This window comes from Streptomyces sp. NPDC055103, assembly GCF_053607625.1.
Window position 1 is genome coordinate 54,514 of record NZ_JBSGTX010000038.1, and the last position, 25,427, is coordinate 79,940.

The window sequence follows — 25,427 nt, forward strand, 5'->3', positions numbered from 1 at the left end:
ACACCCCGCAGTACGACACGAAAGTTCTTCAGCATGTCTGAGTCCACCAGTGCCGGAAGCGGCGCCAGCTACGCGAGCGCGGGCGTCGACATCGAGGCGGGCGACCGCGCCGTCGAGCTCATGAAGGAGTGGGTGAAGAAGACGCAGCGCCCCGAGGTCCTCGGTGGCCTCGGCGGCTTCGCCGGCCTCTTCGACGCCTCCGCCCTCAAGCGCTACGAGCGTCCGCTGCTCGCCTCGGCGACCGACGGCGTCGGCACGAAGGTCGACATCGCCCGCCAGATGGGCGTGTACGACACGATCGGCCACGACCTGGTCGCGATGGTCATGGACGACATCGTCGTCTGCGGCGCCGAGCCGCTCTTCATGACCGACTACATCTGCGTCGGCAAGGTCCACCCCGAGCGGGTCGCCGCCATCGTCAAGGGCATCGCCGAGGGCTGCGTCCTCGCCGGCTGCGCCCTCGTCGGCGGCGAGACCGCGGAGCACCCGGGCCTCCTCGGCCCGGAGGACTTCGACGTCGCCGGCGCCGGCACGGGTGTCGTGGAGTACGACCGGCTGCTCGGCGCCGATCGCATCCGTACGGGGGACGCGGTCATCGCCATGGCCTCCTCGGGTCTTCACTCCAACGGGTACTCGCTCGTCCGCCACGTGGTCTTCGACCGCGCCGGGATGACCCTGGACCAGCGGGTCGAGGAGCTCGGCCGGACCCTCGGCGAGGAGCTCCTGGAGCCCACGAAGATCTACTCGCTGGACTGCCTGGCCCTCACCCGGACCACGGACGTCCACGCGTACAGCCACATCACGGGCGGCGGTCTCGCCGCCAACCTGGCCCGGGTGATCCCGGACGGCCTGCACGCCACGGTCGACCGCTCCACCTGGGCCCCCGGCGCGATCTTCGACCTGGTCGGCAAGGCCGGTCAGGTGGAGCGCCTGGAGCTGGAGAAGACGCTGAACATGGGCGTCGGCATGATGGCCGTCGTGCCGGCCGACTCCGTGGACGTGGCCCTGACGACCCTCGCGGACCGCGGGGTCGAGGCCTGGGTCGCGGGCGAGATCACCGAGCGCGGCGCGCACACGACCGGCGCGGAGCTGGTCGGGAACTACGCGAAGTAGCAGCGACGCCGCACCGACGGCGTACGGGAACGGCCCGGCAGGCGCCCCTCAGGGGGTGCCGCCGGGCCGTTCCCGTACGGTCCTGGCCCGCGACGCACAGAGACGTACGCGGACAGCACGGAAACCCGGCCGGGTGTACCGGACCGGGTTTCGGTGATTAAGAAGTCAAGCGCGACGTGGGGACGACGGACCGGACTCGTCGTCCTCGTCCTCGTCCTCGTCGTCATAAAGAGACGCGTACTGCGCGTACGGGTCGTCTTCCTCGTCGTCGTCCTCGAACGGCTCGCCATTCGGCGGCTGGTTCGAAGTCGAAGCGCCCAGCTCATTGGCCAGACGCGACAGGTCAGTCCCGCCGCTGCTGTACTTCAGCTGGCGGGCGACCTTGGTCTGCTTGGCCTTTGCCCGGCCGCGCCCCATGGCTCGACCCCCTCGGTGACGGGGCTCGATGACCCCAGAGTCTTGACACGCGTTCATGATGCGGAACGGACTCTCGACAGAGAGACCGGCCCGTAGGGCTTCAACGGTACCTGTTTCCTCGGCTCTACGGTACGCCGTGCGCATCACATACCTCGGTACAGAACCTGCGAGGTGCCCTTTCCTCGCTGGTCAATCGCGATTTTAACCTCTTCCGGGGGGCCGACCCGCCGAGGGGCGTGAGCGAAGTCTCGCTGACGCCTCCGCTTCGGCGGGGCGGCCCTCCGTGCGGAGGGGCGGGACTCAGCCCCTCCGGGCCTCCGCCATCCGCTGCTCGGCGATCCGGTCGGCCGCCGCGGCCGGCGGGATTCCATCCGCCTTCGCACGTGCGAATATGGCCAGCGTGGTGTCGAAGATCTTCGTGGCCTTGGTCTTGCAGCGGTCGAAGTCGAAGCCGTGCAGCTCGTCGGCGACCTGGATCACGCCACCGGCGTTGACCACGTAGTCGGGCGCGTAGAGGATCCCGCGGTCCGACAGGTCCTTCTCGACACCGGGGTGCGCGAGCTGGTTGTTGGCCGCACCGCAGACGATCTTCGCGGTGAGCACGGGCACGGTCTCGTCGTTTAGGGCGCCGCCGAGCGCGCAGGGCGCGTAGACGTCCAGGCCCTCGAGACGGATCAGCGCGTCCGTGTCGGCCACGACGGTGACCTGCGGGTGCTTGTCCGTGATCCGGCGGATCGACTCCTCGCGCACATCGGTGACGACGACCTCGGCGCCGTCCTCCAGGAGGTGCTCCACGAGGTAGTGGCCGACCTTGCCGACGCCCGCGACGCCGACCTTGCGGCCGCGCAGCGTCGGGTCGCCCCACAGGGTCTGCGCGGAGGCGCGCATGCCCTGGAAGACGCCGAAGGCGGTGAGGACCGAGGAGTCGCCGGCGCCGCCGTTCTCGGGGGAGCGACCGGTCGTCCAGCGGTTCTCGCGGGCGACGACGTCCATGTCGGCGACGTAGGTGCCGACGTCGCAGGCCGTCACGTAGCGGCCGTTGAGCGAGGCCACCATGCGGCCGTAGGCGAGCAGCAGCTCGTCCGTCTTGATCTTCTCCGGGTCCCCGATGATGACGGCCTTGCCGCCGCCGTGGTCGAGGCCGGCCATGGCGTTCTTGTACGACATGCCGCGCGAGAGGTTGAGCGCGTCGGCGATCGCCTCGGCCTCGGTGGCGTACGGGTAGAAGCGGGTTCCGCCGAGGGCCGGGCCCAGGGCGGTGGAGTGGATGGCGATGACGGCCTTGAGGCCGGTGGCGCGGTCCTGGCAGAGCACGACTTGCTCGTGGCCACCCTGCTCCGAGTGGAACAGGGTGTGCAGCACGTCTGCGGGAACGACAGGAACGCCGGTCACATCGGTCACGGTGGTGACTCCCAAGTACGAAGCGGCGGTTGCGGGCCTCCCTGCGGGTGGGGGAGGACCAGTTCGGCAAGAGAGTAAGTCCTACCTGGGCGTAGATCAGCGGCAGTGCTCAGGATCACCCTCTCTCGTGCGGGATCACCCCCTCCCGGAGTACCTCCGTGGAAGGATTCGCGGCATGTCGGTCGCCTCCTCGGTCCTCGTCCCCTACGCGTCCTATCTGCGGGTGTACGAGCCGCTGGCCGCGTTCCCCGAGCCGGAGCGGAGCCACTGGGCCAGGTACGCCCGCCGGCCGCTCACCCCCGGCGCGCAGGACGAGCTGCGGCGCTCGCTCGCCGACCTGCTGCCGACGCCGCCGGTGCCGGTTCCGGTCCAGGAGAGCGGGGAGGCGTTCGTCGCCCACCTGGACGGGGTGGTGGTGATCTGTCCGTGGCGGACCCGGCTGCGGAGCTGGCTGGCGGTCGAGGAGCTGATGGCGGACGGGTATCCGGGGCCGGTGCTCGACGCGATGCTGCCGCCCGTCGTGCGGTCTCAGATCGCCGGCGACTACGAGCGGTGGTCGCTGCGGAACCCGGACGCCCGGCCGTGGATCCGTACGGCGGTCTGGCAGGTGCCGCTGCGCTGGTTCGCGCTCTTCGGGCACGAGGACCGGCGGTACGAGCCGGGGCGGCCGGCGGAGCCGGGAGGGGCGGCCGGGGGCGTTGCGCCGGTGCTGCGCTACCGGACGACGATGGCGCAGGCGCGGCGGCGTCTCGCGCGGGCGCTGCGGGCCCTGCGGGAGTCGATCGACGAGGGTCCGATGACGGAGGGCCTGGTCGACGTGGGCCGCTGGCTGGAGGAGTTCCATCCACGGGCGCTCGTGGAGCTGGACTTCGGGGGCCTGGTGCACGCGGTCACGGAGGAGTGGCTGGCGGAGGAGAGTTCGGCGGCGGAGATGGCGGAGGGGATCGCCGCGCTGCGGGCGGGGGACGGCGAGCGGGCCAGTGAGGTGTACGGGCGGCTCGCGGAGCGGTGGCGGGTCGTCAGGGACCTGCGGGGCGCGAACTGACATCAGTCGGGCATCTTCGTCAGGTCGCCATCGACAAGACATGTCCGACTGAGGTAAATGATCTTCAGGCATCCGGACCCGAGGGCTCCGGGGCCTCTCGGCGTGCCGTCCGGTGACGGGGTCTTTCGGCACGCGGGCGACGGGGACGTTGGTCCCGATCCGGGCCTTTGGCTCAAGCGTGACGGACAGCACTTAACGCACCCTTGCGCCCATCACCCACCCTCGTGCCAAAATAGGACAAGGAGTCCGGGGAGGGTTCCTTCCGCCCAAGTTCGGGCGGAACGCTCAGCATTGCACTCTATGGGGGGTCTGAGGACTCCTGATCGCGGCTGTGACTGATCGTCACAGCCGCGTGACTGTCCGTTATGGCATGGTCCATCGACTTCCGCCGCTGATGAACACCTGCGAGGGCAATTCCATCGGTTTGGCCGACGTGGCTGGACGGATGGTGTAGTTGTAGTGCCGAGGACAAGCCGTTCGTCCTATAACCGACTCGGCCCGCTTCTGCCATTTCGGGCAAGGCGGGTCAAGGTGCAGAATTTAGAGGAAAGAACCGAGATTGGTTCGGTTCTCCCGAGGAGGCCGCTCATGACCGCTCGCACCCCTGATGCCGAGCCGCTGCTGACCCCTGCTGAGGTTGCCACGATGTTCCGCGTGGACCCGAAGACGGTGACCCGTTGGGCGAAGGCGGGCAAGCTCACGTCCATCCGCACCCTGGGTGGGCACCGCCGTTACCGCGAGGCTGAGGTTCGCGCACTGCTCGCGGGTATTCCGCAGCAGCGCAGTGAGGCCTGAGGTTCGCTCAACACCCCGCAGCACCCCGTAACACCGGGCCTGTCCGGATCCCCCAATCCGGTCGCCCACCCCTAGAACTGCCGACGGAATCCTGCCCCAACAGGCCTTCGTCAACGATCGCGCTGGACTCCGCCGGGTCTGGCGCGATCTTTTTTGTGCCCGGCGCCACTCTGCGGGAGGTGGTGCAATTGCACATATTAAATCGGGCCGGTGTAGGAGGGGTGTAAGTGAAGGGGTTCTTGAAACTCCCCTAGTGACACCCGTCACATTGATGAAGTCTTGCCAATCACCAGCCTGCCACTCGCGGGATCGCTTCCCACCCGCCGTTGGTCATGGGTCGATGGGACTTTCGTCCTCGGCCGCCGAAGCCGGCCCGCGAGGCCCCTCGTGCCCGCCGTTTCCTCAGGAGGGGCCCCAGGGTGAGCCGCGGGAGCCGCCAGGGCCGCCAGAGCCGCCAGGGCGCCGCAGGGCCGCCGGGAAGGCGTGCGAGGCGGTGGCGGACCGCACAGTGGCGTGTGAGGGGCCGTCCCGGGACATGCGGCCGTCAGAGGACACGTGGTGGCGCTCGTGGACGCCCCCGGCGTCGTCAGCGGGCGGGAACACGACGAAGGCCCGCATCTCGCGATGCGGGCCTTCGAGTAAAGCGAACCTGACGGGACTTGAACCCGCGACCTCCACCTTGACAGGGTGGCGAGCTAACCAACTGCTCCACAGGTCCTTGCTCGCAGCCCCTCGTAAGTGGCTGCGAGGAAGACTGTACAGCAGGTCAGCGGTCCGGTCGAACTCACCGCCGGACCCGCGGCCGGACCCGGCCCCGGACCGGGGTCGGACCGCCGTCGGTCAGGGGGCCGCGGCGTCGATCGCCTTCACGATCCGCTTGTCCGAGACCGGGTACGCCGTGCCCAGGGCGTGCGCGAAGTAGCTCACCCGCAACTCCTCGATCATCCAGCGGATGTCGGTGACCTCGGTCGGCACCGGGCGCCCCTTCGGGAGCTGTTCGAGCAGCCACGCGTACTCGTCGAGCATCTCGTGGACCTTCTCCATACGGGTGGTGTCCCGCTGGACGCCCGTCGCCATCTGCTGGAGCCGCCGGTCCACCGCCACCAGGTAGCGCATCAGGTCCGGGAGCCGCTTCAGCCCCGTACGGGTGACGAAGCCCGCCGGCACCAGCCAGGCCAGCTGCTCCCGCACGTCCGTGAGGTTGTTGATCAGGGCCAGGCTGTTGGTGGACTTGAGCCGGCGCTGGCAGGCCTGCCAGGCCGCCAGGATCTGCTGGACCTGGCCCACCGTCCGTACCGTCGTGTCCACGAGGTCCGCGCGGACCTTGTCGTACAGCTTCCGGAAGGACTCCTCGTCCCAGGCCGGGCCGCCGTGGTCCGCGATCAGCTTGTCGGCCGCGGCGGTGGCGCAGTCGTCGAAGAGCGCCTGGATCGAGCCGTGCGGGTTCGACGACAGGGCCAGCTTCTGCTGGTTGGTCAGCTTGTCCGAGGCGAACTTCGCCGGGTTCACCGGGATGTTCAGCATGATCAGCTTCCGGGTGCCCCGCCACATCGCCTGTGCCTGCTCGGCCTCCGTGTCGAAGAGCCGTACGGCGACGGTCGCGCCCTCGTCCATGAGCGCCGGGTACGCCTTGACCGGCTGCCCGCCCCTCTTGGTCTCGAAGACCTTCGTGAGGGTCCCGATCGTCCACTCCGTGAGGCCGGTGCGCTCCAGGGAGGGCCCGGAGCCGTCCGGGCCCGCCGTGGCGGCCGCTGCGGCCTGTGAGAGGGCCTTACGGGCCTTGGGGCGCAGCTGGAGCCGCAGCGTCTCCAGGTCCTTGTCCTCGGCGAGCTTCCTGCGCCGCTCGTCGACGATCCGGAACGTGACCTTGAGGTGCTCGGGGACCTTCGCCCAGTCGAAGTCCTCGGCGGTGACCGGAACGCCGACCATCCGCTGGAGCTCGCGGGCGAGCGCGCCGGACAGGGGCTCCTGCACCGGCACGACCGCGTCCAGGAAGCGGGTCGCGAAGTTCGGCGCGGGCACGTAGTGGCGGCGGATCGGCTTCGGCAGGGAGCGGATCAGCTCGGTGACGACCTCGCTCCGCAGCCCCGGGATCTGCCACTCGAAGCCCTCGTCGGTCACCTGGTTGAGCACCTGGAGCGGGATGTGGACGGTCACGCCGTCCGCGTCCGCGCCGGGCTCGAACTGGTACGTCACCCGGAACTTCAGCGGGCCCTGCCGCCACGAGTCCGGGTAGTCGTCCTTGGTGACGCCGGCGGCCTTCTCGTTGATGAGCATCTCGCGCTCGAAGTCGAGGAACTCCGGCTCCTCATGACGCTTGTGCTTCCACCAGGAGTCGAAGTGGGCGCCGGACACCACGTGTTCGGGGACGCGCTTGTCGTAGAAGTCGAAGAGCGTCTCGTCGTCGACGAGGATGTCCCGACGCCGGGCCCGGTGCTCCAGCTCCTCGACCTCGGTGAGGAGCTTGCGGTTGTCGGCGAAGAACTTGTGGTGGGTGCGCCAGTCGCCCTCGACCAGCGCGTTCCGGATGAACAGGTCGCGGGAGACCTCGGGGTCGATCCGGCCGTAGTTCACCTTGCGGTCGGCGACGATCGGCACGCCGTACAGCGTCACCTTCTCGAAGGCCATCACGGCCGCCTGGTCCTTCTCCCAGTGCGGCTCGCTGTACGTCTTCTTCGTCAGGTGCTCGGCGAGCGGCTCGATCCACTCGGGCTCGATCCGGGCGTTCACCCGGGCCCAGAGGCGCGAGGTCTCCACGAGCTCCGCCGACATGATGAACCGCGGGGGCTTCTTGAAGAGGGCGGAACCGGGGAAGATCGCGAACTTGGCGCTGCGGGCGCCGAGGTAGTCGTTCTTCGCGCCCTCCTTCACGTCCTTCAGACCGATGTGCGAAAGCAGGCCGGCGAGGAGCGAGACGTGCACGGACTGCTCCGGCGCGTCCTCCTCGTTGACGTGGATGCCGAGCTGCTTCGCGACGGTCCGCAGCTGCGCGTAGATGTCCTGCCACTCGCGGATGCGCAGGAAGTTCAGGTACTCCTGCTTGCACATCCGGCGGAAGGAGCTGGAGCCGCGCTCCTTCTGCTGCTCGCGGACGTACCGCCAGAGGTTCAGATAGGCGAGGAAGTCGCTGGTCTCGTCCTTGAAGCGGGCGTGCTGCTGGTCGGCCTGCGTCTGCTTCTCCGCCGGCCGCTCGCGCGGGTCCTGGATGGAGAGCGCCGCCGCGATCACCATGACCTCGCGGACACAGCCGTTCTTGTCGGCCTCCAGGACCATGCGGGCGAGCCGCGGGTCCACGGGCAGCTGGGAGAGCTTCCGGCCCTGCGGGGTGAGCCGCTTCTTCGGGTCCTTCTCCGCCGGGTCGATCGCGCCGAGCTCCTGGAGGAGCTGCACGCCGTCCCGGATGTTGCGGTGGTCCGGCGGGTCGATGAAGGGGAACTTCTCGATCTCGCCGAGGCCGGCCGCGGTCATCTGGAGGATGACGGACGCGAGGTTCGTCCGGAGGATCTCGGCGTCCGTGAACTCCGGACGCGAAACGAAGTCGTCCTCCGAGTACAGCCGGATGCAGATGCCGTCGGATGTACGGCCGCAGCGGCCCTTGCGCTGGTTGGCGCTGGCCTGGCTGACCGCCTCGATCGGCAGGCGCTGGACCTTGGTCCGGTGCGAGTAGCGGGAGATGCGGGCGGTGCCCGGATCGATCACGTACTTGATGCCGGGGACGGTCAGGGAGGTCTCGGCGACGTTCGTGGCGAGCACGATCCGGCGGCCGGAGTGGGCCTGGAAGACGCGGTGCTGCTCGGCGTGCGACAGGCGGGCGTAGAGAGGGAGGACCTCGGTGTTCCGGAGGTTCCGCTTCAGGAGCGCGTCCGCGGTGTCCCGGATCTCGCGCTCACCGGAGAGGAAGACGAGGACGTCGCCGGGGCCCTCGGACTGGAGCTCGTCCACGGCCTCACAGATCGCGGTGATCTGGTCCCGGTCCGAGTCCTCGGAGTCCTCTTCGAGGAGGGGCCGGTAGCGGACCTCCACCGGAAACGTACGACCGCTGACCTCGACGATCGGGGCGTCGCCGAAGTGGCGGGAGAAGCGCTCCGGGTCGATCGTCGCGGAGGTGATGACGACCTTGAGGTCGGGGCGCTTCGGCAGCAGCTGGGCCAGATAGCCGAGCAGGAAGTCGATGTTGAGCGAGCGCTCGTGGGCCTCGTCGATGATGATCGTGTCGTAGGCGCGGAGCTCGCGGTCCGTCTGGATCTCGGCGAGCAGGATGCCGTCCGTCATCAGCTTCACGAAGGTCGCTTCCGGGTTCACCTGGTCGGTGAAGCGGACCTTCCAGCCGACGGCCTCGCCCAGCGGGGTCCGCAGCTCCTCGGCGACCCGCTCGGCGACCGTGCGGGCGGCGATCCGGCGGGGCTGGGTGTGCCCGATCATGCCCCGGACGCCCCGGCCGAGCTCCAGGCAGATCTTCGGGATCTGGGTGGTCTTACCGGAACCCGTCTCACCGGCGACGATCACGACCTGGTGGTCGCGTATCGCCTCCAGGATCACGTCCTTCTTCTGCGAGACGGGCAGCTGCTCGGGGTACGTGATCGCGGGCACGCGAGAGGCACGCCCGTCGACGCGCTCCTTGGCCTTGGCCGCCTCGGCGGCGATCTCGTCCAGGACGGCCTCACGGGCCTCGGGCTTACGGATGCGGCGGGCGCCTTCGAGACGACGGCCGAGCCGGTGCGAGTCCCGCAGCGAGACCTCGGCCAGGACGGACTGGAGGGCGGCGAAGGAAGTAGACATACGGATCCCAGGATCGCACCTGCGGCCGAGAAGCGGCGAACCGATTTCCGGGTGGAGGGTGCGTACTATTTCGGGCACGTCGACCGGACCCGAGAGGGAGCGCATGTTCCGCACCACCCGCGCCCTGGCGGCCCTCGCCGCGCTGGCGGGTCTGGTGCTGGGCCTGCTGGTGTGCGGGACGGCGACGAGCGCTTCCCCCGCGCCCCAGGCCGCCCAGGCCGTCGCGTTCGCCGTCGTGCCGGGCTGCGACCCGGGCCACGCCGCCGACACGGGCGCCTCGGGACCCGTCGTACCGCCGCGCGCCAACGGCTTCGCCGAACTGCTGCCCGCGCTGGCCGCCGACCGGACGCCGTGCGCGGTCCGGCACGGGGAGCCGGAGGGGCGGGGAACGGCGCCGGGCCGGGAGCCGCCGGAGCGCGTGGCGCCGTCACCGGTGGAGCTGTCGATCCTCAGGGTGTAGACGGACGGCCGCACTCCGCCGTCCCTTTCGTTCTCCCCTTCCTCCGCAGGAGCACTTCCGCATGTCCAAGCCCCAGCCCAAGTCCAGGCCGATCGTGATCGTCTCCGGCGTGGCGGCCGCCGCCGTGCTGCTCGGCGTCGTCTCGTACACCGCCACCAAGCCGTCCGCCGGCGGCGCTGCCGGCTCGTCCGCCGTCGCTGAGGTCTCCGCCGATCCGTCCGCCGGCGTCTACCCCGAGCTGGAGGCGTACGCCCGCCGCGACGCCTCCGACAAGCTCGCCCTGGGCCGGGCCGACGCGCCCGTCGTCCTCATCGAGTACGCCGACTTCAAGTGCGGCTACTGCGCGAAGTTCGCCCGCGACACCGAGCCGGTCCTCGTGAAGAAGTACGTGAACGACGGCACCCTGCGCATCGAGTGGCGGAACTTCCCGATCTTCGGCGAGGAGTCGGAGGCCGTCGCCCGCGCCTCCTGGGCGGCCGGGCAGCAGGGCCGGTTCTGGGAGTTCCACCGGGCCGCGTACGCCGAGGGCGCCAAGGAGAAGGGCTTCGGGAAGGACCGGCTCGCGGCCCTCGCGAAGGAGGCCGGCGTCGCCGACGCGGCCCGGTTCGCGAAGGACACCGAGGGGACGGCGGCCCGCGAGGCCGTCCGCAAGGACCAGGAGCAGGGGTACGCGCTCGGCGCGACCTCCACTCCGTCCTTCCTCGTCAACGGCCGCCCGATCGCGGGCGCGCAGCCCTTGGAGGCCTTCACCGAGGCCATCGAGGCGGCGGCGAAGGCCGCGAAGTCCGGGAAGTCCGGGAAGTCCGCGAAGGACACGAAGGACGCGAAGAAGCCGGGATCCGGGCAGTGACCTCCGGCATCGGGTACTTCGCCGCGTTCCTCGGCGGCCTGCTCGCCCTCCTCAGCCCCTGCAGCGCCCTGCTCCTGCCCGCCTTCTTCGCGTACTCCATCGACACGCGCGCGAAGCTGGTGGCCAGGACCGGGATCCTCTACGCGGGCCTGGCCACCACCCTCGTCCCGCTGGGCGCGGCCGGGTCCTTCGCCGGCCGGTTCTTCTACGGCAACCGCGACCTCCTGGTGACCGTCGGCGGCTGGCTGATCGTCGGACTCGGCGTCCTGCAGCTCCTCGGCCTGGGCTTCGCCTCCCGCCGCATCGCCGAGGCGAGCGGCCGCATCCGGCCCACGTCGGCGCTCTCCGTCTACGCCCTCGGCCTGGTCTACGGCCTCGCGGGCTTCTGCGCGGGCCCGATCCTGGGCAGCGTCCTGACGGTGGCGGCGCTGAGCGGCAGCCCGGCGTACGGCGGGCTGCTCCTCGCGGTGTACGCGCTGGGCATGGCGGTTCCGCTCTTCGTCCTGGCGCTGCTCTGGGAGCGGTACGACCTGGGCCGGCGGCGCTGGCTGCGCGGCCGGCCGCTCCGGGTCGGCCCGCTCACGCTCCACTCGACCTCGCTGCTCTCGGGCCTGTTCTTCATCGCCCTCGGCACGCTCTTCCTGGTCTTCGACGGGACGACCGCGCTGCCGGGGCTGCTCTCGGTGGACGAGTCGTTCGCGGTGGAGGCGCGGGTGGCCGAGCTGGGGCGCGCGGTGCCGGACTGGGCGCTGCTCGTCGCGGTGGTGGCCGTGGTGGCGGTGGCGCTCGCGACGCGGGGCCGCCGGGGGAGCCGTACGGGGGAGCGCGAGGAGGCGTGACCGTACACGGGGAAGGGGCGCGGGCCCCTTCCCCGTACAGAAGAAGTCCAGGGAGAGGTCCAGAGGTCCAGGGAGAAAACGACGAAGGCCCCGTTCTTTCGAACGGGGCCTTCTGTTTGTGGCTGGGGCCGGGGTCGAACCGGCGACCTATCGCTTTTCAGGCGATCGCTCGTACCAACTGAGCTACCCAGCCACGAAGCTGTTTCCAGCTTCAGCGACTCTGACGGGACTTGAACCCGCGACCTCCACCTTGACAGGGTGGCGAGCTAACCAACTGCTCCACAGAGCCTTGCAATGTGCGAGACAAGTCTCGCACACGGTAATGCGTACCCCCAACGGGATTCGAACCCGTGCTACCGCCTTGAAAGGGCGGCGTCCTGGGCCACTAGACGATGAGGGCTAAGGGCCCGCCGGGGCGCTTCTCAGCGCGTCGGGGACGTGAGAAGCATATGGGATGTCGGCCGCGATCGCCAAAACGGTTTCCGCCTACCCCCGGCGAGTCCCCCGGACGGGGGGAGAATGGCCGCGTGCTGGAGATGACGCGCGAGGAGTTCGAGGAACTTGTCGCCGAGGCCCTGGACCGGATCCCCCCGGAACTCGCCCGGCTGATGGACAACGTCGCGGTGTTCGTGGAGGACGAACCCGCCCCGGACGATCCCGAGCTGCTCGGGCTCTACGAGGGGACGCCGCTGACCGAGCGCGGTGAGTGGTACGCCGGGGTGCTGCCGGACCGGATCACGATCTACCGGGGGCCGACGCTGCGGATGTGCGAGTCGCGCGAGGACGTGGTCGCGGAGACCGAGATCACTGTGGTCCACGAGATCGCCCATCACTTCGGCATCGACGACGAGCGGCTGCACGCGCTGGGCTACGGCTGACGAGCGGCTGCACGCGCTGGGCTACGGCTGAGGCGTGTCCCTTGTGGCGCGCGGGGAGTTGGGCAGGGCAACGCGTTCCGTTCCTGCCTGTTGTGTCCCTGGAGGTGCCCCCGTGCGCCATTTGCCCACCCGTTTGCCCACCCGTGTGAGATGGGTCGCCGCCGCGCTGGCCGTCGCGGCCTGCGCCGGTCTGAGCGGCTGTATGAGCGTGAGTGACGAGGGGGCGAAGCCGGCGCCCCACGCGTCCGGAGGGAAGCGCGGCGTGGCGGCCGAGGCCGACGGCGGCGGCGGTCTCCCGGACGGGGACGGCGGTTCCTGGAACGGGAAGCCCGGGACGGGCGGGCCCGACGCGGACGGCGGGGGTGGGAAGTCCCCGGTGCCGAGCGGCTCGCCGACGGCCTCCGCGAAGCCGGCGCCGGGCGCGTCGGCGCCCTCGGACGGCCCGGTCGGCGTCGACGGCTCCCCGAAGCCCGGTCAGCCGGGCGGCGGTGGTGGCGCCGCCGGCGGCCAGCAGGGCTCCGGCGGGGGCCCTGCCGACGGCGGAAGCGGCGGAACCGGTGGGAACGGCGGGAGTGGCGCGAGCGGAGGCAGTGGCGGGAGCGGCGGTGACGGCGGCGCGGGGAGCGGTGGCGACGGCGGCGGGGCCGGTGGCCCGGGCGGCGGCGGGGTGACTCCGACGCCGGAGCCCACCCAGAACCCGACCGATCCCCCGACGCCGGAGCCGACCACGGAGCCCACCCCGGAACCGACGCCGGAGCCGACCTCCAATCCGACCGATCCGCCGAGCCCCGGACCCGAGACCCAGCTGGGTGCGATGCGGGCGGCGGACGGGCCGGGAGCCCCCTCGGAGCCGGCGGCATCGCCGCAGGTCGGGCCGGTGTGACGGAGTCCGGTTTGCCATAGGTGGGGGAGGGTGCGTATGGTGGTAGATCGTTTGATCCCATTGCCCGGCGCCGACACAGAAGAGCGCCGTGTGGCGCGTACTCTCCCTAGCCGTGGCTGACCGCATTGAGGCGGTCGATTTGCGAATTCACGGAGTTGACGGGCGCGTGCCGAGACTCCGGAAGGTTTCGCATTTCGCATGTCCATTTTCAGTTCTGACCACGCCGTCATGCCCGAGAACGACGAGATCGTCGAGGCCGTAGAGGCCACCGAGCCCGTCAACACCGAGGCCGTGGCTCCCGCCGAGGCCCTTGTCGACACCGACGAGGACACCACCGACTTCGACGACGTCGAGGACTCCGTCGAGGCCGACGACGCCGACGAGGAGCCCGCCGAGCCCACCATCACCTTCGGCGACCTCGGTCTGCCCGAGGGCGTCGTGCGCAAGCTCGCGCAGAACGGCGTGACGACCCCCTTCCCGATCCAGGCGGCGACCATCCCGGACGCCCTGGCCGGCAAGGACATCCTCGGCCGCGGCCGCACGGGCTCCGGCAAGACCCTCTCGTTCGGTCTTCCGCTGCTCGCCGGCCTGGCCGGCGGTCACACCGACAAGAAGAAGCCCCGCGGCATCATCCTCACGCCGACGCGTGAGCTCGCGATGCAGGTCGCGGACGCCCTCCAGCCGTACGGCGACGTGCTCGGCCTCAAGATGAAGGTCGTCTGCGGCGGTACGTCCATGGGCAACCAGATCTACGCCCTGGAGCGCGGTGTCGACGTCCTCGTCGCCACCCCGGGCCGTCTCCGCGACATCATCAACCGCGGCGCCTGCTCCCTCGAGGCCGTCCAGATCGCCGTCCTCGACGAGGCCGACCAGATGGCCGACCTGGGCTTCCTGCCCGAGGTCACCGAGCTGCTCGACCAGATCCCCGGCGGCGGCCAGCGCATGCTCTTCTCCGCCACCATGGAGAACGAGATCGGCACCCTGGTCAAGCGCTACCTGACCGACCCGGTCACGCACGAGGTCGACAGCGCGCAGGGCAACGTCACGACCATGACCCACCACGTCCTCGTCGTGAAGCCGAAGGACAAGGCCCCGGTCACCGCGGCGATCGCCGCCCGCAAGGGCCGCACGATCATCTTCGTCCGCACCCAGCTGGGCGCCGACCGTATCGCCGAGCAGCTGTGCGACTCGGGCGTGAAGGCCGACGCGCTGCACGGCGGCATGACGCAGGGCGCCCGTACCCGCGTCCTGGAGGACTTCAAGAAGGGCTACGTCAACGCGCTCGTCGCGACCGACGTCGCCGCCCGAGGCATCCACGTCGACGGCATCGACCTGGTCCTCAACGTGGACCCGGCCGGCGACCACAAGGACTACCTGCACCGCTCGGGCCGTACCGCCCGTGCCGGCCGCTCCGGTGTCGTGGTCTCCCTGGCCCTGCCGCACCAGCGCCGCCAGATCTTCCGCCTGATGGAGGACGCGGGCGTCGACGCCTCGCGCCACCTCGTCGGTGGTTCCGGCGTCTTCGAGCCCGAGGTCGCCGAGATCACCGGCGCCCGTTCGCTGACCGAGGTCCAGGCCGACTCCGCGAACAACTCGGCCAAGCAGGCCGAGCGTGAGGTCGTCGACCTGACCAAGCAGCTCGAGCGCCTCCAGCGCCGTGCCGTCGAGCTCCGCGAGGAGGCCGACCGCCTGGTGGCCCGCGCCGCCCGTGAGCGTGGCGAGGACCCGGAGGCCGCTGTCGCCGAGGTGACCGAGGCCGCCGAGGCCGAGGTCGCCGCCGCTGCCGTCGAGGCCGAGCGTGCCGCTCGCGCCGAGGAGCAGCGCCGCGAGGAGCGTCCGGCCCGCGACGAGCGCGGCAACTACGAGCGCCGTGGCGGCGACCGTGGTGGCTTCAACCGCGACGACCGCGGTGGCGACCGTGGTGGCTTCCGCCGCGACAACGACCGTCCGTCCGGTGGCTTCCGCCGTGACAACGACCGTCCGGCCTCGGGTGGTTTCCGTCGTGACGACCGCCCGTCGGGTGGTTTCAACCGTGACGACCGTGGCGGCGACCGTGGTGGCTTCCGTCGCGACAACGACCGTCCGGCCTCGGGTGGTTTCCGTCGTGACGACCGCCCGTCCGGCGGCTTCAACCGTGACGACCGTGGCGGCCGCCCCTTCGAGCGCCGTGACAACGACCGTCCGGCCGGCGGCCACCGCGGCAGCGACCGTCCGTTCAACCGTGACCGTCGCGACGACCGTCCCGCCGGCGGCTTCCGCGCCGGTGGCGGCGACCGCCCGTACGGCCGTCGTGACGAGCACCGCGGTGGCACCGGCTCCACCGGTTCGACCGGTGGCAGCTCCTTCGGCCGCCGCGACGACAAGCCGCGCTGGAAGCGCAACGGCTGAGGTCGAGTGACCTGACAGAAGAGGGCCCGTACGACACCCCGGTGTCGTGCGGGCCCTTCTGCGTGGCGGGACATGTCCGATACCCGATCGGTTCCGGGGATCTCTCGGGCTATGCTGCTCGGGTGTGCTTGTCCCTGGGCCGTTAGCTCAATTGGCAGAGCAGTGGACTTTTAATCCATTGGTTGTGGGTTCGAGTCCCACACGGCCTACTGAGCACTGAGGAGCGCCCCGACCGGTTCGACCGGTCGGGGCGCTCTCTCGTTCCCGGGCTGCCGGTCAGGGCAGCGGGTGGCCGGCGCGCATCAGTTCGCGCTGCGGGAGTTCGTTCACCTCGCGCCAGGCCTGGACGCGGTGCGGGGTGATGCGGAACCAGCGGTACGGGGCCGCCTCGGTGCGCGGGTCGAAGCCGGTGCGTTCGGCGAAGCGGTCGCCCCGGTCCCGCGGCAGCGCGTCGAGGGCGAGGACCTCGACGTCGCCGTCGATCAGCGACACGTCGCGGGTGAGGCCGAGCCCCAGGCGGACGCGCCGGGTGGCGGCCAGATTGCGGCCGGTCGGGCTGTTCGCCGGGGTGGACACGAGCAGGGCCTCACCGTCCCAGTCGAAGGACAGCGGTACGAGGTACGGCGTGCCGTCCGGTGAGGCGGTGGCGACCCAGACGTCGACGTCGTGGGCGAGCCGGTGCTCGGTGTCCTGGCGGCGCTGGGCGCGGGAGCGGGGCGCGGTGGTCATCGCCGGTCGCTCAGCTGTCCTGGAGGAGGCCGATGAGGTTGCCGTCGGCGTCGACGACGGTGGCCACGAGGCGGCCGCCGCCGACGTCCTTCGCCGGGTCCTTCACGGTGGCGCCCGCGGCGGTCACCTCGGCGAGCTTCGCCTCGATGTCCGGCACGTGCCAGTAGGCGAGCGAGGAGGTCAGGCCCTGCGGGCCGCCGCCCGGGAGCAGCCCGATGTGCTGGCCGGCCGCCTCGAAGGCGACGTAGTACGACTCGTCGATCTGCGGCGGGACGCCGAGCAGGGCGGCGTACACGGCCTTGGCCTTCGCCAGGTCCGACACGGGGTGCAGGACCGTCTTGATTCCCTGGGTGGTGGACGTACCGGGCATGGTCACTCCTGTGGTGTGCGAGGCGGTGGTCTCCGGCGGGGTCTCGTTCGCCGTGGTTCCACTCTCCGTCAGTCGGGCGGGTCGCGCCTCCGTGGTGAGTACGGAACGGAGTACGGAACGGAGTACGGAGTGGACTGCGGGGCGGACTGCGGGGCGGACTGCGGAAGGACCGCGGAAAGGACTCCGCACGCGCCGATAATGACGGCGTGTCCACTTCAGTGATCTCGTCCCGGGAAGCCGACGTGCTCGCTCTCCTCGGGGAGCACCTCAGCAACGCGGAGATCGCCGCGCGGCTGTTCCTCTCCGTACGGACCGTCGAGTCGCACGTCTCCTCGCTGCTCCGCAAGCTCGCGGTGCCGGACCGGCGGGCGCTCTCCCGCCGCGCGGCCGAGTCCGCCCCCGCCGAGCCGGTGGCGCCCCTTCTGCCCGCGCCGCTGACGGCGTTCGTCGGGCGGGTGCGGGAGCGCGGGGAGCTCGCCTCCCTGCTGAAGGCGCACCGGCAGGTCACCGCCGTCGGGCCGGGCGGCGTGGGCAAGACGCGGCTCGCGCTGGCCGTCGCCGCGGAGCTGGCCGGTGACGTCTCCGACGGGGTGTGGTTCGTCGACCTGTCCCCGGTCACCGATCCGGGCCGGGTGGCCGCGGCCGTCGCGGCCGCCGTCGGCGTCGGCGAGCAGCCCGGGCGCGGTGTCGACGCGACGCTGTTCGCCGCGCTGGCGGACCGTCAGGCGCTGCTGGTCTGGGACAACTGCGAGCAGATACGCGACGGGGTGGCGCCCTTCCTGGAGCGGCTGCTCGCGGCCTGCCCGCGCGTGCGGGTGCTCGTGACGAGCCGGGCCCGGCTGATGGTGCCGTTCGAGCGGGTCTTCCCCGTTCCGCCGCTGTCGCGGGCCGGGGGCGGCGAATCGGAGGCCGTCGAGCTCTTCCTGGAACGGGCGGCGGCGGTCGGTCTGTCGCCGGACCCGGCGGTACGCGACACGGTGGTGTCCCTCTGCGAACGGCTCGACGGGATGGCCCTGGCCATCGAGCTGGCGGCCGCGCGCGTGCCCACGCTCGGGCTCGACGGTCTTGTCGCCGGGCTCTCGGACCAGTTGCGGATCCTCTCCGGCGGGCCCCGGGCCGCCGACCGGCACCGGTCGGTGCGGGCGGTCCTCGACTGGAGCCACGACCTGCTGCAGCCGGCGGACCGGGCGCTGCTGCGCCGGGTGTCGGTCTTCGTGGTGCCGTTCACCGCCGACGCGGCCGCGGAGGTCGCGGGTCTCGCCCCGCTCGGCGCCGGGGCGATCGCCGACGGGCTCGGCCGACTCGCCGAGCAGAGCCTGCTCACCGTGGTGCCGTCCGCCGCCGGCACCCGCTACCGGGCCCTGGAGACCATCCGGCAGTACGGCGCCGAGCGGCTCGCCGAGGCCGGTGAGTCGGTCGCCGTCCGTTCCCGGCACCTGGAGTGGTGCCTGGCCCGGGCCGCCGGCCTCCTGGACGACGTCGACGGCGCGGACTGGCGTGCCCGGTTCGACGCCGTGGCGGAGGACCTCCGCGGCGCCCTCGCCTGGGCCGCCGAGCGGCAGGAGCTGCGCGCGGACGCCCACCGGCTCGCCCTGTCCCTGGCGGAGTCCGCCTTCGCCCGCCATCTGCTCGGCGAGGCACAGGAGCGGTACGAGCAGGCCGCGGTGCTCGCCGGTGGCGACGACTGCGGCGAGGCGGGTGCCGGTGCCGGTGCGGGTTCCGGTGTGGTCGCCGGTGCGGGGGAGTGCTTGCGGCTCGCCGCCGCGGTGGCCGGGTGCCGGCGGCTCGGCGACGACATGTTCCGGCTGCACCGGGCCGCCGGGGAGGCCGCCCGCCGGGCCGGGGACCTCGCCGGGGCCGGCCGCGACCTGGCGGCCGCCGCCACCGTCGCGTACCGCTTCTCCAGCGAGTTCACGCGCCTCCCGTCGGTGGAGGAGGTGGCCGCTCTCCTGGTGGAGGCGCGGGAGCTGGTCGGGGGTGGGGGCGGTACGGGTGTGAATACCGGCGCGGGGGCGGGTGCCGGTGACCGTCTCGGTGCGGGTGCGGATACCAGTGCCGATGACGGTCTCGGTGATGGCCTGAGTACGGGCGCGGCCGCCGTCGCGCTCGCCGAGGCCGCCGTGCTCGCGGACGCGTTCGGTGCCGTCCAGGGGGCCACGGACAACACCGTGGAGGAGACGGTCGCCCTCGCCGAGCGGGCCGTCGCGTTCGCCCGGGGCGCGGGCGACCCGGTCGCGGAGTCCGCCGCCCTCGACGCGCTCTCCGGCGCCCGGAGCTGGGCCGGTGACAGCTTCGCCGCCGCGGCCGCCGCGCGCCGCAGGATCGACCTCCTGGACCCCCTGCCGCCGACGCCCGCGCGGACGCACGAGCTCCTCGACGCCCTCGCCATGGCCTCCGGAACCGCCCTCGGCGCGGGCCGGCTGCCGGAGGCCCGTCGCTGGGGCAGGGACCTCGCCGGTCATCCGCTCCTCGCCGAGGCGGGCCACCACGCCACGTCCTGGCTCCTGGTCGCGGACGCCTTCTCCGGCCGGGCCGACGACGTACTCACCGGCAGCGTCAGGTTCCTCGACGCCTGGGAGCGGGGCGGCCGTCAGCAGTCCTTCTCCCTCGGCCCCGCGGCCGCCTCGGTCGCCATGGTCCACGGTCTGCGCGGCGACCGCGCCGCCCGGGCGGAGTGGCTCGCGGTCGTCGACCGGGCGGGCACGGCGGAGGAGTACCGCCACGGCTACGGCGCGATCCTCGACGCCACGGTCCTGCTCCACGAAGGGGACGCCCACGCGGCCCTCGACCGGGTCGAGCCGGAGCCGGAGCGGGTGTGGAAGTGGGTCACCTGGATCTGGCTGCACTGGTACGTGGCCCTCAGGGCGGAGGCCTCCGTGCTCGCCGGGCACCCGGACGCGCGGGCCCGGATCGCCGCCGCCCGGACCACGGTCGCCGGCCATCCGGTCGCCACCGCCCAGCTGGACCGGGCGGAGGCCCTCCTCGACGGCGACGTGCCGGGACTGCTCGCCGCGGCGGGGGCGTTCGACGCGGCCGGCAGCCGCTACCAGTCGGCGCGCACCCTGCTGCTCGCCGGGGGTGAGCACGCCGCCGCCGGTACGGCGGCCCTCGCCGCACAGGGCCTACGCCCCTGAAGGAAGATCTTTTTGCGCCGAACGGGTCCTTCCGGGGCGCGAGATGGGGGAGCGTGGGGGACTGTGGATCCGGAGCGTGGAGGTGGGGTCGGTGACGGCGAGCGGTTCCGGTGATCCGGCGGGTACGGCCCGGCGGCTGGCCCGTTGTGCGCTGGCGGCGGCGGCCGCCGCGGTCGTCGCGCTTCTGACGGCCCTGACGGGCGGGGTGCTGATCCTTCTGAGCGGGCTCGTGGGGCTCGCCGTCGCGGCCATGGGCGTCTGGTGGTTCCTCGCCCACCGAGGACCCGTACGGGTGCTCGGCGCGCTGCTCGCCGTGGGAGCGCCGATCGCCGTGTTCGTCCTGTACGTCGTCGGCGGCGTCTGGGGCAACGCGCTGGTGGCCCTCGCCCTCTGGGGCGTGGCGCTCGGCTGCGCGCGGACCGCCCTGCGCCGCCCCGACCGGGAGGCGCAGGCGCTGATGCGCGGCGCGCCCGCGGCCCGTCCGCGGCGGCCCGTCCTGATCATGAACCCGAAGTCCGGGGGCGGGAAGGTCGGCCGCTTCGGGCTCGTGGCGCGCGCGGAGGCGCTGGGCGCCCAGGTCGTGCTGCTCGACCTGTCCGCGCAGACCGATGTCACCGCGCTCGCCCGGAAGGCCGTGGCCGACGGCGCCGACCTCCTCGGTGTGGCCGGCGGTGACGGCACCCAGGCGCTGGTCGCCGCCGTGGCCGCCGAGTACGACCTGCCGTTCCTCGTCATCTCGGCGGGCACCCGCAACCACTTCGCCATGGACCTGGGCCTCGACCGCACCGACCCGGCGAACTGCCTGAACGCGCTGACCGACGGCGAGGAGCTCCGGGTCGACCTGGGCGAGGTGGCGGGGCGGCCCTTCGTCAACACCGTCTCCTTCGGTGTGTACGCGGACGTCGTCCAGCGCCCCGAGTACCGCGACGCGAAGGCCGGCACCGCGGTCGAGGTCCTGCCCGACCTGCTCCAGGGCGGCGAGGGCGCCCGCCTCGACGCGACCGTCGACGCCCTCCGGCTCCCGGCGCAGCAGGCGCTCCTCGTCAGCAACAACGCCTACGCCGCGCCCGATCCCTTCGGCGTCGCCTCCGCCCACCGCCCGCGCCTGGACAAGGGCGAGCTCGGGGTGATCGGCATCCGCGTGGACGGCGCCGCGCAGGCCGCGGAGCTGGCGGTACGGGGGGCCCAGGCGGCCGGCCTGAACATCCTGACGGCCCGTAGGGTCGAGGTCGTGGCGAACGCCAGAAGCAACGGCAACGGCAACGGCAGTGGCAGTGGCGGAGGCAGCGGCAACGGCAGTGGCGGAGGCAGCGGCAGCGGGACCATCTCCGTCGCCGTCGACGGCGAGGCGCTGACCCTGCCCACCCCGGTCGTCTGCACGCTCCGCCCCGGCGCCCTGCGGGTCCTCGTCCCCCGCGACCGGCCGGGGACGGTGCCGCCCCTGCCGCCCCTCGACTGGCGGCGGATCACGACGCTCGCCTTCCACACACCCCGTACCCCCTGAACCATCGCAAGGAGCGGCGCATGACGGACATGACAGCGGAGACGGTGGAGACGGAGACCCTCCGGGCGGTCCTGCACGACCTCCGGGCCGTCGACGGCGCCGTGTACGCCGCCGTGGCCGCCACCCCCACGCCCACGCTCGACACCGCGCTGCGCCGGCTCTCCACCGCGGCGAACCACTCCAAGATCTCGCTCGCCGTCGCCGCCGCGCTCGCGCTCGTCCCCGGCCGGCCCCGCCGGGCGGCCCTCGCGGGCGTCGGGGCGATCGCGGTGGCCTCGGCCTCGGCCAATCTGCTGGGCAAGCGGCTCGTCCGCAGGCCGAGGCCGGACCGGGAGGCGGCCCGGGTCGTGGTGGGCCGGCACGTCCCCATGCCGGACTCGGCGTCCTTCCCCTCCGGGCACACCGCTTCGGCGGTCGCGTTCGCCGCCTCCGTGGGGGTCGTCATGCCCGTCGCCGCCGTGCCTCTCGGGGCGCTGGCGGTGGCCGTGGGCTACTCCCGGGTGCACACAGGGGTGCACTACCCGGGTGATGTCGTCGCGGGCTCCGTCCTCGGCGTCGCGAGTGCCGCCGTCTCCCTGACGGCCATGAACTGGGTGACCGGCCGGGAGAGCTGAACGGTCGTCATCCGGCGACGGTGAGGGGCGGGAGCCGCCAGCGGCCGTCGAGGACCGACGGGTCGGGGCCGTAGATCCGGACGACGACGGTGAAGGGCCCGTCGGGCGCCGGCAGCCAGTTCGAGGCCTGCCCAGGGTCGGCCGGGCGGTCCTTCCGTACGTAAAGGGTGAGGCCGCCGTCGTCGTCGTACACGAGCCCGGGGGTGCGGTCGCCGATCGAGTACCGGTCGATCTCGTTGTCGACGAGGAGGCGTTCGGGCAGCCGGTAGATCGTGGCCGACCAGAAGAAGCGGGCCGGCGGGAGGTGTCCGGCCGGGAAGTGGACGACGTGGTCGTGATCGGCGGCGTTCGGGGGCCGGTTGCCCCGGTCGTCCGTCACCCAGCCGCCGTACCAGGCCTCGGCCGCGGGGAGGCCGTACAGCCCCATGGCCGCGGCGACCGCCCGCCCGAGGTGGTCGTCGCCGAGCTCCGCCCGCGTGCCGAAGAGGCCGGTGGAGTCCGTCGTGGCGTCCATGGCCTCCTCCAGCCGGGCCCGGGCGTCGGCGATGCCCTGCTCGACGGCCTTACGGATGTCGGGGGCCAGTGAGGACGGTTCGAACTCGCCCGTGCCGGAGACGCCGAGCGCCGCCAGCCGCGTGCGCAGTTCGCGGTCCTCCTCCAGGGCGGGGAAGAACTGGAGCAGGAAGTCGAGGAGCGTGAAGAACTGGACGTTCCCGAGGTCCTCCTCGCGCCAGACCGGCCAGACCGGCTCGTCGACGGGGTGCGGCGCGGCCGTGTCCGTGTACGTGGAGAGGGGGCGCAGCAGGTATTGCTCCTGGATCGCGCGCAGGGCGGGTACGTCCTCGGGGCCGGCCAGGTAGGTGCGGCCGACGACGCCGACGAGGAAGGTGTCGGCGCGCAGCACGCCGGCGACGCCCTCGGGGACGGTGCCGTTCCAGCCGGGGCCCGCGAGGACGTAGTCGCCGGCCTCCTGGCCGGTCGTCCGGGCGCCGACGAAGCCGACGTACACGGTGTCGAGGTCGTGGAACGGCAGGACGTAGTAGCGGTCGACGGCCGGGACGGAGACCACGACGGGCTCGGCGCGCAGATCGAGCCATGCCCAGGAGTACGGGGTGTCGTTGTTCGGGGTCACGACGTCGGTGTTGGCCGCGGTGAACGGCTCCGAGTAGTGCCGGAAGCAGCCGAAGCCCCCCACGTACCGGGGGTCGTCGGCGTCGATCGCCTGCGCGTACATCGTGCGGTAGTCGGCGAGGATCGGGAAGCCCCGGATCCAGGCGTCGGCCGCCGTCCGGCGGGCCTCCTCAGGAGTCAGTCGCACAGCGGCCACCTTTGCGGGTTCGCGGACGGGAGGGGACCAACTCGTACAAATTCGCACGAAAGATCCCCTCCCGCATGCGCAGCGCGGTGCCCGGGAGCCCGGCCTCAGAAGGTCGCGCGGGCCAGGTCCTCGTCCGAGAGGCCGAGCCCTTCGAGCCGCTCCGGGTCCGCCAGGACCTGGAGCCCGACGATGCGGTCGCCGGCGATCGTGAACGACATGAGGACGGTCGGGCGGCCGTCGACGACCGCGACGAACGCGGGCGCGCCGTTGACCACGACCGGCAGCGCCGCCTGCCGGAACTTCGCGTACATGAGGGCCTGCGCGATGACGGCCTCGGCGCCCCGCACGATCTTGGAGGCGGCCGCGAGGACCTTCCCGCCGTCCGCGCGCAGCACCACGTCGGGGTCGAGGACCGCCAGCAGGCCCTCGAAGTCGCCGCCGTTCGCGGCGGCGAGGAAGGCGTCGGCGATCTCCCGCTGGCGGCGCGCGTCCGGCCCGGCGGCGGGCGAGGCGTCCTGCACCCGGCGGCGGGCCCGGCCGGCGAGCTGGCGGGTCGCGGCCGGGGTGCGGTCCACGATCAGCGCGATCTCGTCGAAGGGGACGGCGAACATGTCGTGCAGGACGAACGCGAGCCGCTCGGCGGGCGACAGCGTCTCCAGGACGACGAGGAGCGCGAGGCCGACGGACTCGGTGAGCTCCGCCGTGTGCTCGGGGTGCGTGGCGTCGGCGAGGCTGACGACCGGGTCGGGGAGGTAGTACTCCAGCGGGTCCTCGCGGCGCGAGCCGCGGGAGCGCAGCATGTCGAGGCAGACGCGGCCGACGACCGTGGTCAGCCAGCCGCTGAGGTTCTCCACCGCGCTGACGTCGGTGCGGCTGAGCTTGAACCAGGCCTCCTGGACGGCGTCCTCCGCCTCGCTGAGCGAGCCGAGCATCCGGTAGGCCACGGCCCGCAGGTGCCCCCGGTCGGCCTCGAACCGCCGGGCCAGAGCTTCCTTGCCGTGGTCGGGCTCTGCGCGCGGGTCGGCGTCCGGTCCGCCGTTCAGTTCGTCGTTCAGTTCGTCGTTCACTCGCCGATCTCCCCCTTCGCGTCCCGTCATGTCGTCATGTCGTCATGACGGATGGAACCCTGCCGATGTGACACGAGCCGCGTCGATCGGACGGTCCGAACGGTCTCGTTGCGTGAGATCCACGCCACCCCGTGTTGAGCGCCCGGGATTCCCCGGCCGAGGCCCTCGACCGCCGTGGATTCACGCTTCAACGCGATGATCATCATCCGTAGATTGATCACCATGACGACGACAACGACGCAGGTCAACCCCGTGCTCCGCACCCCGCCGGCCTCTCCCGCCGCCGCTGCGGCCTACTTCTCCGCCAGCCTCGCCTTCCACGCGGACGTCTCCGACGTCGCCTCCGCCCTGGCCACCGCGGTCGCCGAGGGCACGGACCCGGGCTTCGTCGTGATCGACTCGCGCTCCACGGCCTCCTGGGACCAGGGGCACGTCCCCGGCGCCCTCCACCTGCCGACCGCGCTCGTCCCCGAGCAGGCCGAGCAGCTGCTCGACAAGTCCGTGCCGGTCGTCACGTACTGCTGGGGCCCCGGCTGCAACGGCGCCACGCGCGCCGCGCTGGCTCTCGCCGAGCTGGGCTTCCAGGTGAAGGAGATGCTCGGCGGCTTCGAGTACTGGGTGCGCGAGGGCTTCGCCTACGAGACCTGGGAAGGGCCCGCGGAGAAGGCCGCTGACCCGCTCACGGCGCCGGTGGATTCGGACGACTGCGGCTGCTGAGGAACCGATTTCGTCTTTGCCCCGGTCATGACGTAGAGTCGTGTTTACCGACGCGGGGTGGAGCAGCTCGGTAGCTCGCTGGGCTCATAACCCAGAGGTCGCAGGTTCAAATCCTGTCCCCGCTAC

At 72.0% G+C, this 25,427-nt stretch carries 20 protein-coding genes and 6 tRNA genes; 15 read left to right on the top strand and 11 right to left on the bottom strand.

Going from position 1 to position 25,427, the window contains the following annotated elements; translation table 11 throughout:
- Positions 1–33 precede the first annotated feature (33 nt).
- On the top strand, positions 34–1,113 hold the full coding sequence (gene purM / locus ACWFR1_RS23510; protein ID WP_453554188.1) for a phosphoribosylformylglycinamidine cyclo-ligase: 1,080 nt from the start codon (positions 34–36) through the stop codon (positions 1,111–1,113).
- Positions 1,114–1,278: 165 nt separating this feature from the next.
- On the opposite strand, the gene ACWFR1_RS23515 is transcribed toward purM, so the two are convergent.
- Positions 1,279–1,530: a DUF3073 domain-containing protein gene (locus tag ACWFR1_RS23515; RefSeq protein WP_024756846.1), complete on the bottom strand. Its 252-nt coding sequence runs from the start codon at positions 1,528–1,530 to the stop codon at positions 1,279–1,281.
- A 300-nt stretch (positions 1,531–1,830) separates the two neighbouring features.
- Positions 1,831–2,931, bottom strand: a complete 1,101-nt coding sequence (locus ACWFR1_RS23520; protein ID WP_453554190.1) for a Leu/Phe/Val dehydrogenase — start codon at positions 2,929–2,931, stop codon at positions 1,831–1,833.
- A 175-nt stretch (positions 2,932–3,106) separates the two neighbouring features.
- Here ACWFR1_RS23520 and ACWFR1_RS23525 point away from each other — a divergent pair, with 175 nt between their 5' ends.
- Both ACWFR1_RS23525 and bldC read left to right on the top strand, forming a co-directional pair.
- Complete coding sequence (locus tag ACWFR1_RS23525; protein WP_453554192.1) at positions 3,107–3,976, top strand: hypothetical protein; 870 nt, start codon at positions 3,107–3,109, stop codon at positions 3,974–3,976.
- A gap of 588 nt (positions 3,977–4,564) precedes the next feature.
- Entirely contained in the window at positions 4,565–4,771 is a 207-nt protein-coding gene (gene bldC / locus ACWFR1_RS23530; protein ID WP_003949541.1) for a developmental transcriptional regulator BldC, read from the top strand.
- Positions 4,772–5,415: 644 nt separating this feature from the next.
- On the opposite strand, the gene ACWFR1_RS23535 is transcribed toward bldC, so the two are convergent.
- A tRNA-Asp gene (locus tag ACWFR1_RS23535) sits at positions 5,416–5,489 on the bottom strand.
- Positions 5,490–5,611: 122 nt separating this feature from the next.
- Entirely contained in the window at positions 5,612–9,550 is a 3,939-nt protein-coding gene (gene hrpA / locus ACWFR1_RS23540) for an ATP-dependent RNA helicase HrpA (RefSeq protein ID WP_453554194.1), read from the bottom strand.
- Between the two features lie 103 nt (positions 9,551–9,653).
- Between hrpA and ACWFR1_RS23545 the strand changes: the two genes are divergently transcribed.
- The 3 genes from ACWFR1_RS23545 (at position 9,654) to ACWFR1_RS23555 (ending at position 11,699) form a co-directional block, all read left to right on the top strand.
- Entirely contained in the window at positions 9,654–10,010 is a 357-nt protein-coding gene (locus tag ACWFR1_RS23545; RefSeq protein WP_453554196.1) for a hypothetical protein, read from the top strand.
- Positions 10,011–10,071: 61 nt separating this feature from the next.
- Complete coding sequence (locus ACWFR1_RS23550; RefSeq protein ID WP_453554198.1) at positions 10,072–10,860, top strand: DsbA family protein; 789 nt, start codon at positions 10,072–10,074, stop codon at positions 10,858–10,860.
- Positions 10,857–11,699, top strand: coding sequence for a cytochrome c biogenesis CcdA family protein (locus tag ACWFR1_RS23555; RefSeq protein ID WP_453554200.1), 843 nt, complete (start codon positions 10,857–10,859; stop codon positions 11,697–11,699). Before ACWFR1_RS23550 ends, ACWFR1_RS23555 begins: the two co-directional genes overlap by 4 nt.
- 119 nt (positions 11,700–11,818) lie before the next feature.
- Here the strand turns inward: ACWFR1_RS23555 and ACWFR1_RS23560 are convergent.
- The 3 genes from ACWFR1_RS23560 to ACWFR1_RS23570 form a co-directional block, all read right to left on the bottom strand.
- Positions 11,819–11,892 (bottom strand) — tRNA-Phe (locus tag ACWFR1_RS23560).
- Positions 11,893–11,914: 22 nt separating this feature from the next.
- Positions 11,915–11,988 (bottom strand) — tRNA-Asp (locus tag ACWFR1_RS23565).
- A 38-nt stretch (positions 11,989–12,026) separates the two neighbouring features.
- Positions 12,027–12,099, bottom strand: a tRNA-Glu gene (locus ACWFR1_RS23570).
- Between the two features lie 127 nt (positions 12,100–12,226).
- Between ACWFR1_RS23570 and ACWFR1_RS23575 the strand changes: the two genes are divergently transcribed.
- The 4 genes from ACWFR1_RS23575 (at position 12,227) to ACWFR1_RS23590 (ending at position 16,057) form a co-directional block, all read left to right on the top strand.
- Entirely contained in the window at positions 12,227–12,577 is a 351-nt protein-coding gene (locus ACWFR1_RS23575) for a metallopeptidase family protein (RefSeq protein WP_055642303.1), read from the top strand.
- Between the two features lie 112 nt (positions 12,578–12,689).
- The gene (locus ACWFR1_RS23580; RefSeq protein ID WP_453554202.1) at positions 12,690–13,460 is read left to right on the top strand and encodes a hypothetical protein; all 771 of its coding nucleotides are present in this window, start codon (positions 12,690–12,692) and stop codon (positions 13,458–13,460) included.
- Positions 13,461–13,658: 198 nt separating this feature from the next.
- Positions 13,659–15,848, top strand: a complete 2,190-nt coding sequence (locus ACWFR1_RS23585) for a DEAD/DEAH box helicase (protein ID WP_453554204.1) — start codon at positions 13,659–13,661, stop codon at positions 15,846–15,848.
- A 136-nt stretch (positions 15,849–15,984) separates the two neighbouring features.
- Positions 15,985–16,057: transfer RNA gene (locus ACWFR1_RS23590), tRNA-Lys, on the top strand.
- A gap of 67 nt (positions 16,058–16,124) precedes the next feature.
- On the opposite strand, the gene ACWFR1_RS23595 is transcribed toward ACWFR1_RS23590, so the two are convergent.
- Complete coding sequence (locus tag ACWFR1_RS23595) at positions 16,125–16,577, bottom strand: pyridoxamine 5'-phosphate oxidase family protein (protein ID WP_453554206.1); 453 nt, start codon at positions 16,575–16,577, stop codon at positions 16,125–16,127.
- 10 nt (positions 16,578–16,587) lie between these two features.
- A complete protein-coding gene (locus ACWFR1_RS23600) occupies positions 16,588–16,947 on the bottom strand; it encodes a VOC family protein (RefSeq protein ID WP_453554208.1) in 360 nt (119 codons plus the stop codon).
- Between the two features lie 206 nt (positions 16,948–17,153).
- Between ACWFR1_RS23600 and ACWFR1_RS23605 the strand changes: the two genes are divergently transcribed.
- The 3 genes from ACWFR1_RS23605 to ACWFR1_RS23615 are packed head-to-tail and all read left to right on the top strand — an operon-like array spanning position 17,154 to position 22,199.
- A complete protein-coding gene (locus ACWFR1_RS23605) occupies positions 17,154–20,081 on the top strand; it encodes an ATP-binding protein (RefSeq protein ID WP_453554210.1) in 2,928 nt (975 codons plus the stop codon).
- Positions 20,082–20,124: 43 nt separating this feature from the next.
- Positions 20,125–21,585: a diacylglycerol/lipid kinase family protein gene (locus ACWFR1_RS23610; RefSeq protein ID WP_453554212.1), complete on the top strand. Its 1,461-nt coding sequence runs from the start codon at positions 20,125–20,127 to the stop codon at positions 21,583–21,585.
- 20 nt (positions 21,586–21,605) lie between these two features.
- Positions 21,606–22,199, top strand: a complete 594-nt coding sequence (locus tag ACWFR1_RS23615; protein ID WP_453554214.1) for a phosphatase PAP2 family protein — start codon at positions 21,606–21,608, stop codon at positions 22,197–22,199.
- A 7-nt stretch (positions 22,200–22,206) separates the two neighbouring features.
- Here ACWFR1_RS23615 and ACWFR1_RS23620 read toward each other — a convergent pair whose 3' ends face one another.
- Together ACWFR1_RS23620 and sigJ are read right to left on the bottom strand one after the other, a co-directional pair.
- Positions 22,207–23,517: a DUF1254 domain-containing protein gene (locus ACWFR1_RS23620; RefSeq protein WP_453554216.1), complete on the bottom strand. Its 1,311-nt coding sequence runs from the start codon at positions 23,515–23,517 to the stop codon at positions 22,207–22,209.
- 104 nt (positions 23,518–23,621) lie between these two features.
- Positions 23,622–24,584 carry an RNA polymerase sigma factor SigJ gene (sigJ, locus tag ACWFR1_RS23625; protein ID WP_453554218.1) on the bottom strand — a complete coding sequence of 321 codons (963 nt, stop codon included), beginning with the start codon at positions 24,582–24,584 and terminating at the stop codon, positions 23,622–23,624.
- A 222-nt stretch (positions 24,585–24,806) separates the two neighbouring features.
- On the opposite strand from sigJ, the gene ACWFR1_RS23630 reads away from it, so the two are divergent.
- Both ACWFR1_RS23630 and ACWFR1_RS23635 read left to right on the top strand, forming a co-directional pair.
- Positions 24,807–25,301 (top strand): rhodanese-like domain-containing protein, encoded by a 495-nt coding sequence (locus ACWFR1_RS23630; protein ID WP_453554220.1) that lies wholly within the window; start codon positions 24,807–24,809, stop codon positions 25,299–25,301.
- Positions 25,302–25,352: 51 nt separating this feature from the next.
- Positions 25,353–25,426 (top strand) — tRNA-Met (locus ACWFR1_RS23635).
- Position 25,427 lies beyond the last annotated feature (1 nt).

Excerpts from the sequence above, each read along its gene's own strand:
- purM (WP_453554188.1), top strand. The coding sequence starts at position 34 with ATGTCTGAGTCCACCAGTGCCGGAAGCGGCGCCAGCTACGCGAGCGCG.
- ACWFR1_RS23550 (WP_453554198.1), top strand. The coding sequence starts at position 10,072 with ATGTCCAAGCCCCAGCCCAAGTCCAGGCCGATCGTGATCGTCTCCGGC.
- bldC (WP_003949541.1), top strand. The coding sequence starts at position 4,565 with ATGACCGCTCGCACCCCTGATGCCGAGCCGCTGCTGACCCCTGCTGAG.
- ACWFR1_RS23610 (WP_453554212.1), top strand. The coding sequence starts at position 20,125 with ATGGGGGAGCGTGGGGGACTGTGGATCCGGAGCGTGGAGGTGGGGTCG.
- ACWFR1_RS23525 (WP_453554192.1), top strand. The coding sequence starts at position 3,107 with ATGTCGGTCGCCTCCTCGGTCCTCGTCCCCTACGCGTCCTATCTGCGG.
- ACWFR1_RS23595 (WP_453554206.1), bottom strand. The coding sequence starts at position 16,577 with ATGACCACCGCGCCCCGCTCCCGCGCCCAGCGCCGCCAGGACACCGAG.
- ACWFR1_RS23630 (WP_453554220.1), top strand. The coding sequence starts at position 24,807 with ATGACGACGACAACGACGCAGGTCAACCCCGTGCTCCGCACCCCGCCG.
- ACWFR1_RS23515 (WP_024756846.1), bottom strand. The coding sequence starts at position 1,530 with ATGGGGCGCGGCCGGGCAAAGGCCAAGCAGACCAAGGTCGCCCGCCAG.
- ACWFR1_RS23585 (WP_453554204.1), top strand. The coding sequence starts at position 13,659 with ATGTCCATTTTCAGTTCTGACCACGCCGTCATGCCCGAGAACGACGAG.
- ACWFR1_RS23615 (WP_453554214.1), top strand. The coding sequence starts at position 21,606 with ATGACGGACATGACAGCGGAGACGGTGGAGACGGAGACCCTCCGGGCG.
- ACWFR1_RS23600 (WP_453554208.1), bottom strand. The coding sequence starts at position 16,947 with ATGCCCGGTACGTCCACCACCCAGGGAATCAAGACGGTCCTGCACCCC.
- hrpA (WP_453554194.1), bottom strand. The coding sequence starts at position 9,550 with ATGTCTACTTCCTTCGCCGCCCTCCAGTCCGTCCTGGCCGAGGTCTCG.
- ACWFR1_RS23545 (WP_453554196.1), top strand. The coding sequence starts at position 9,654 with ATGTTCCGCACCACCCGCGCCCTGGCGGCCCTCGCCGCGCTGGCGGGT.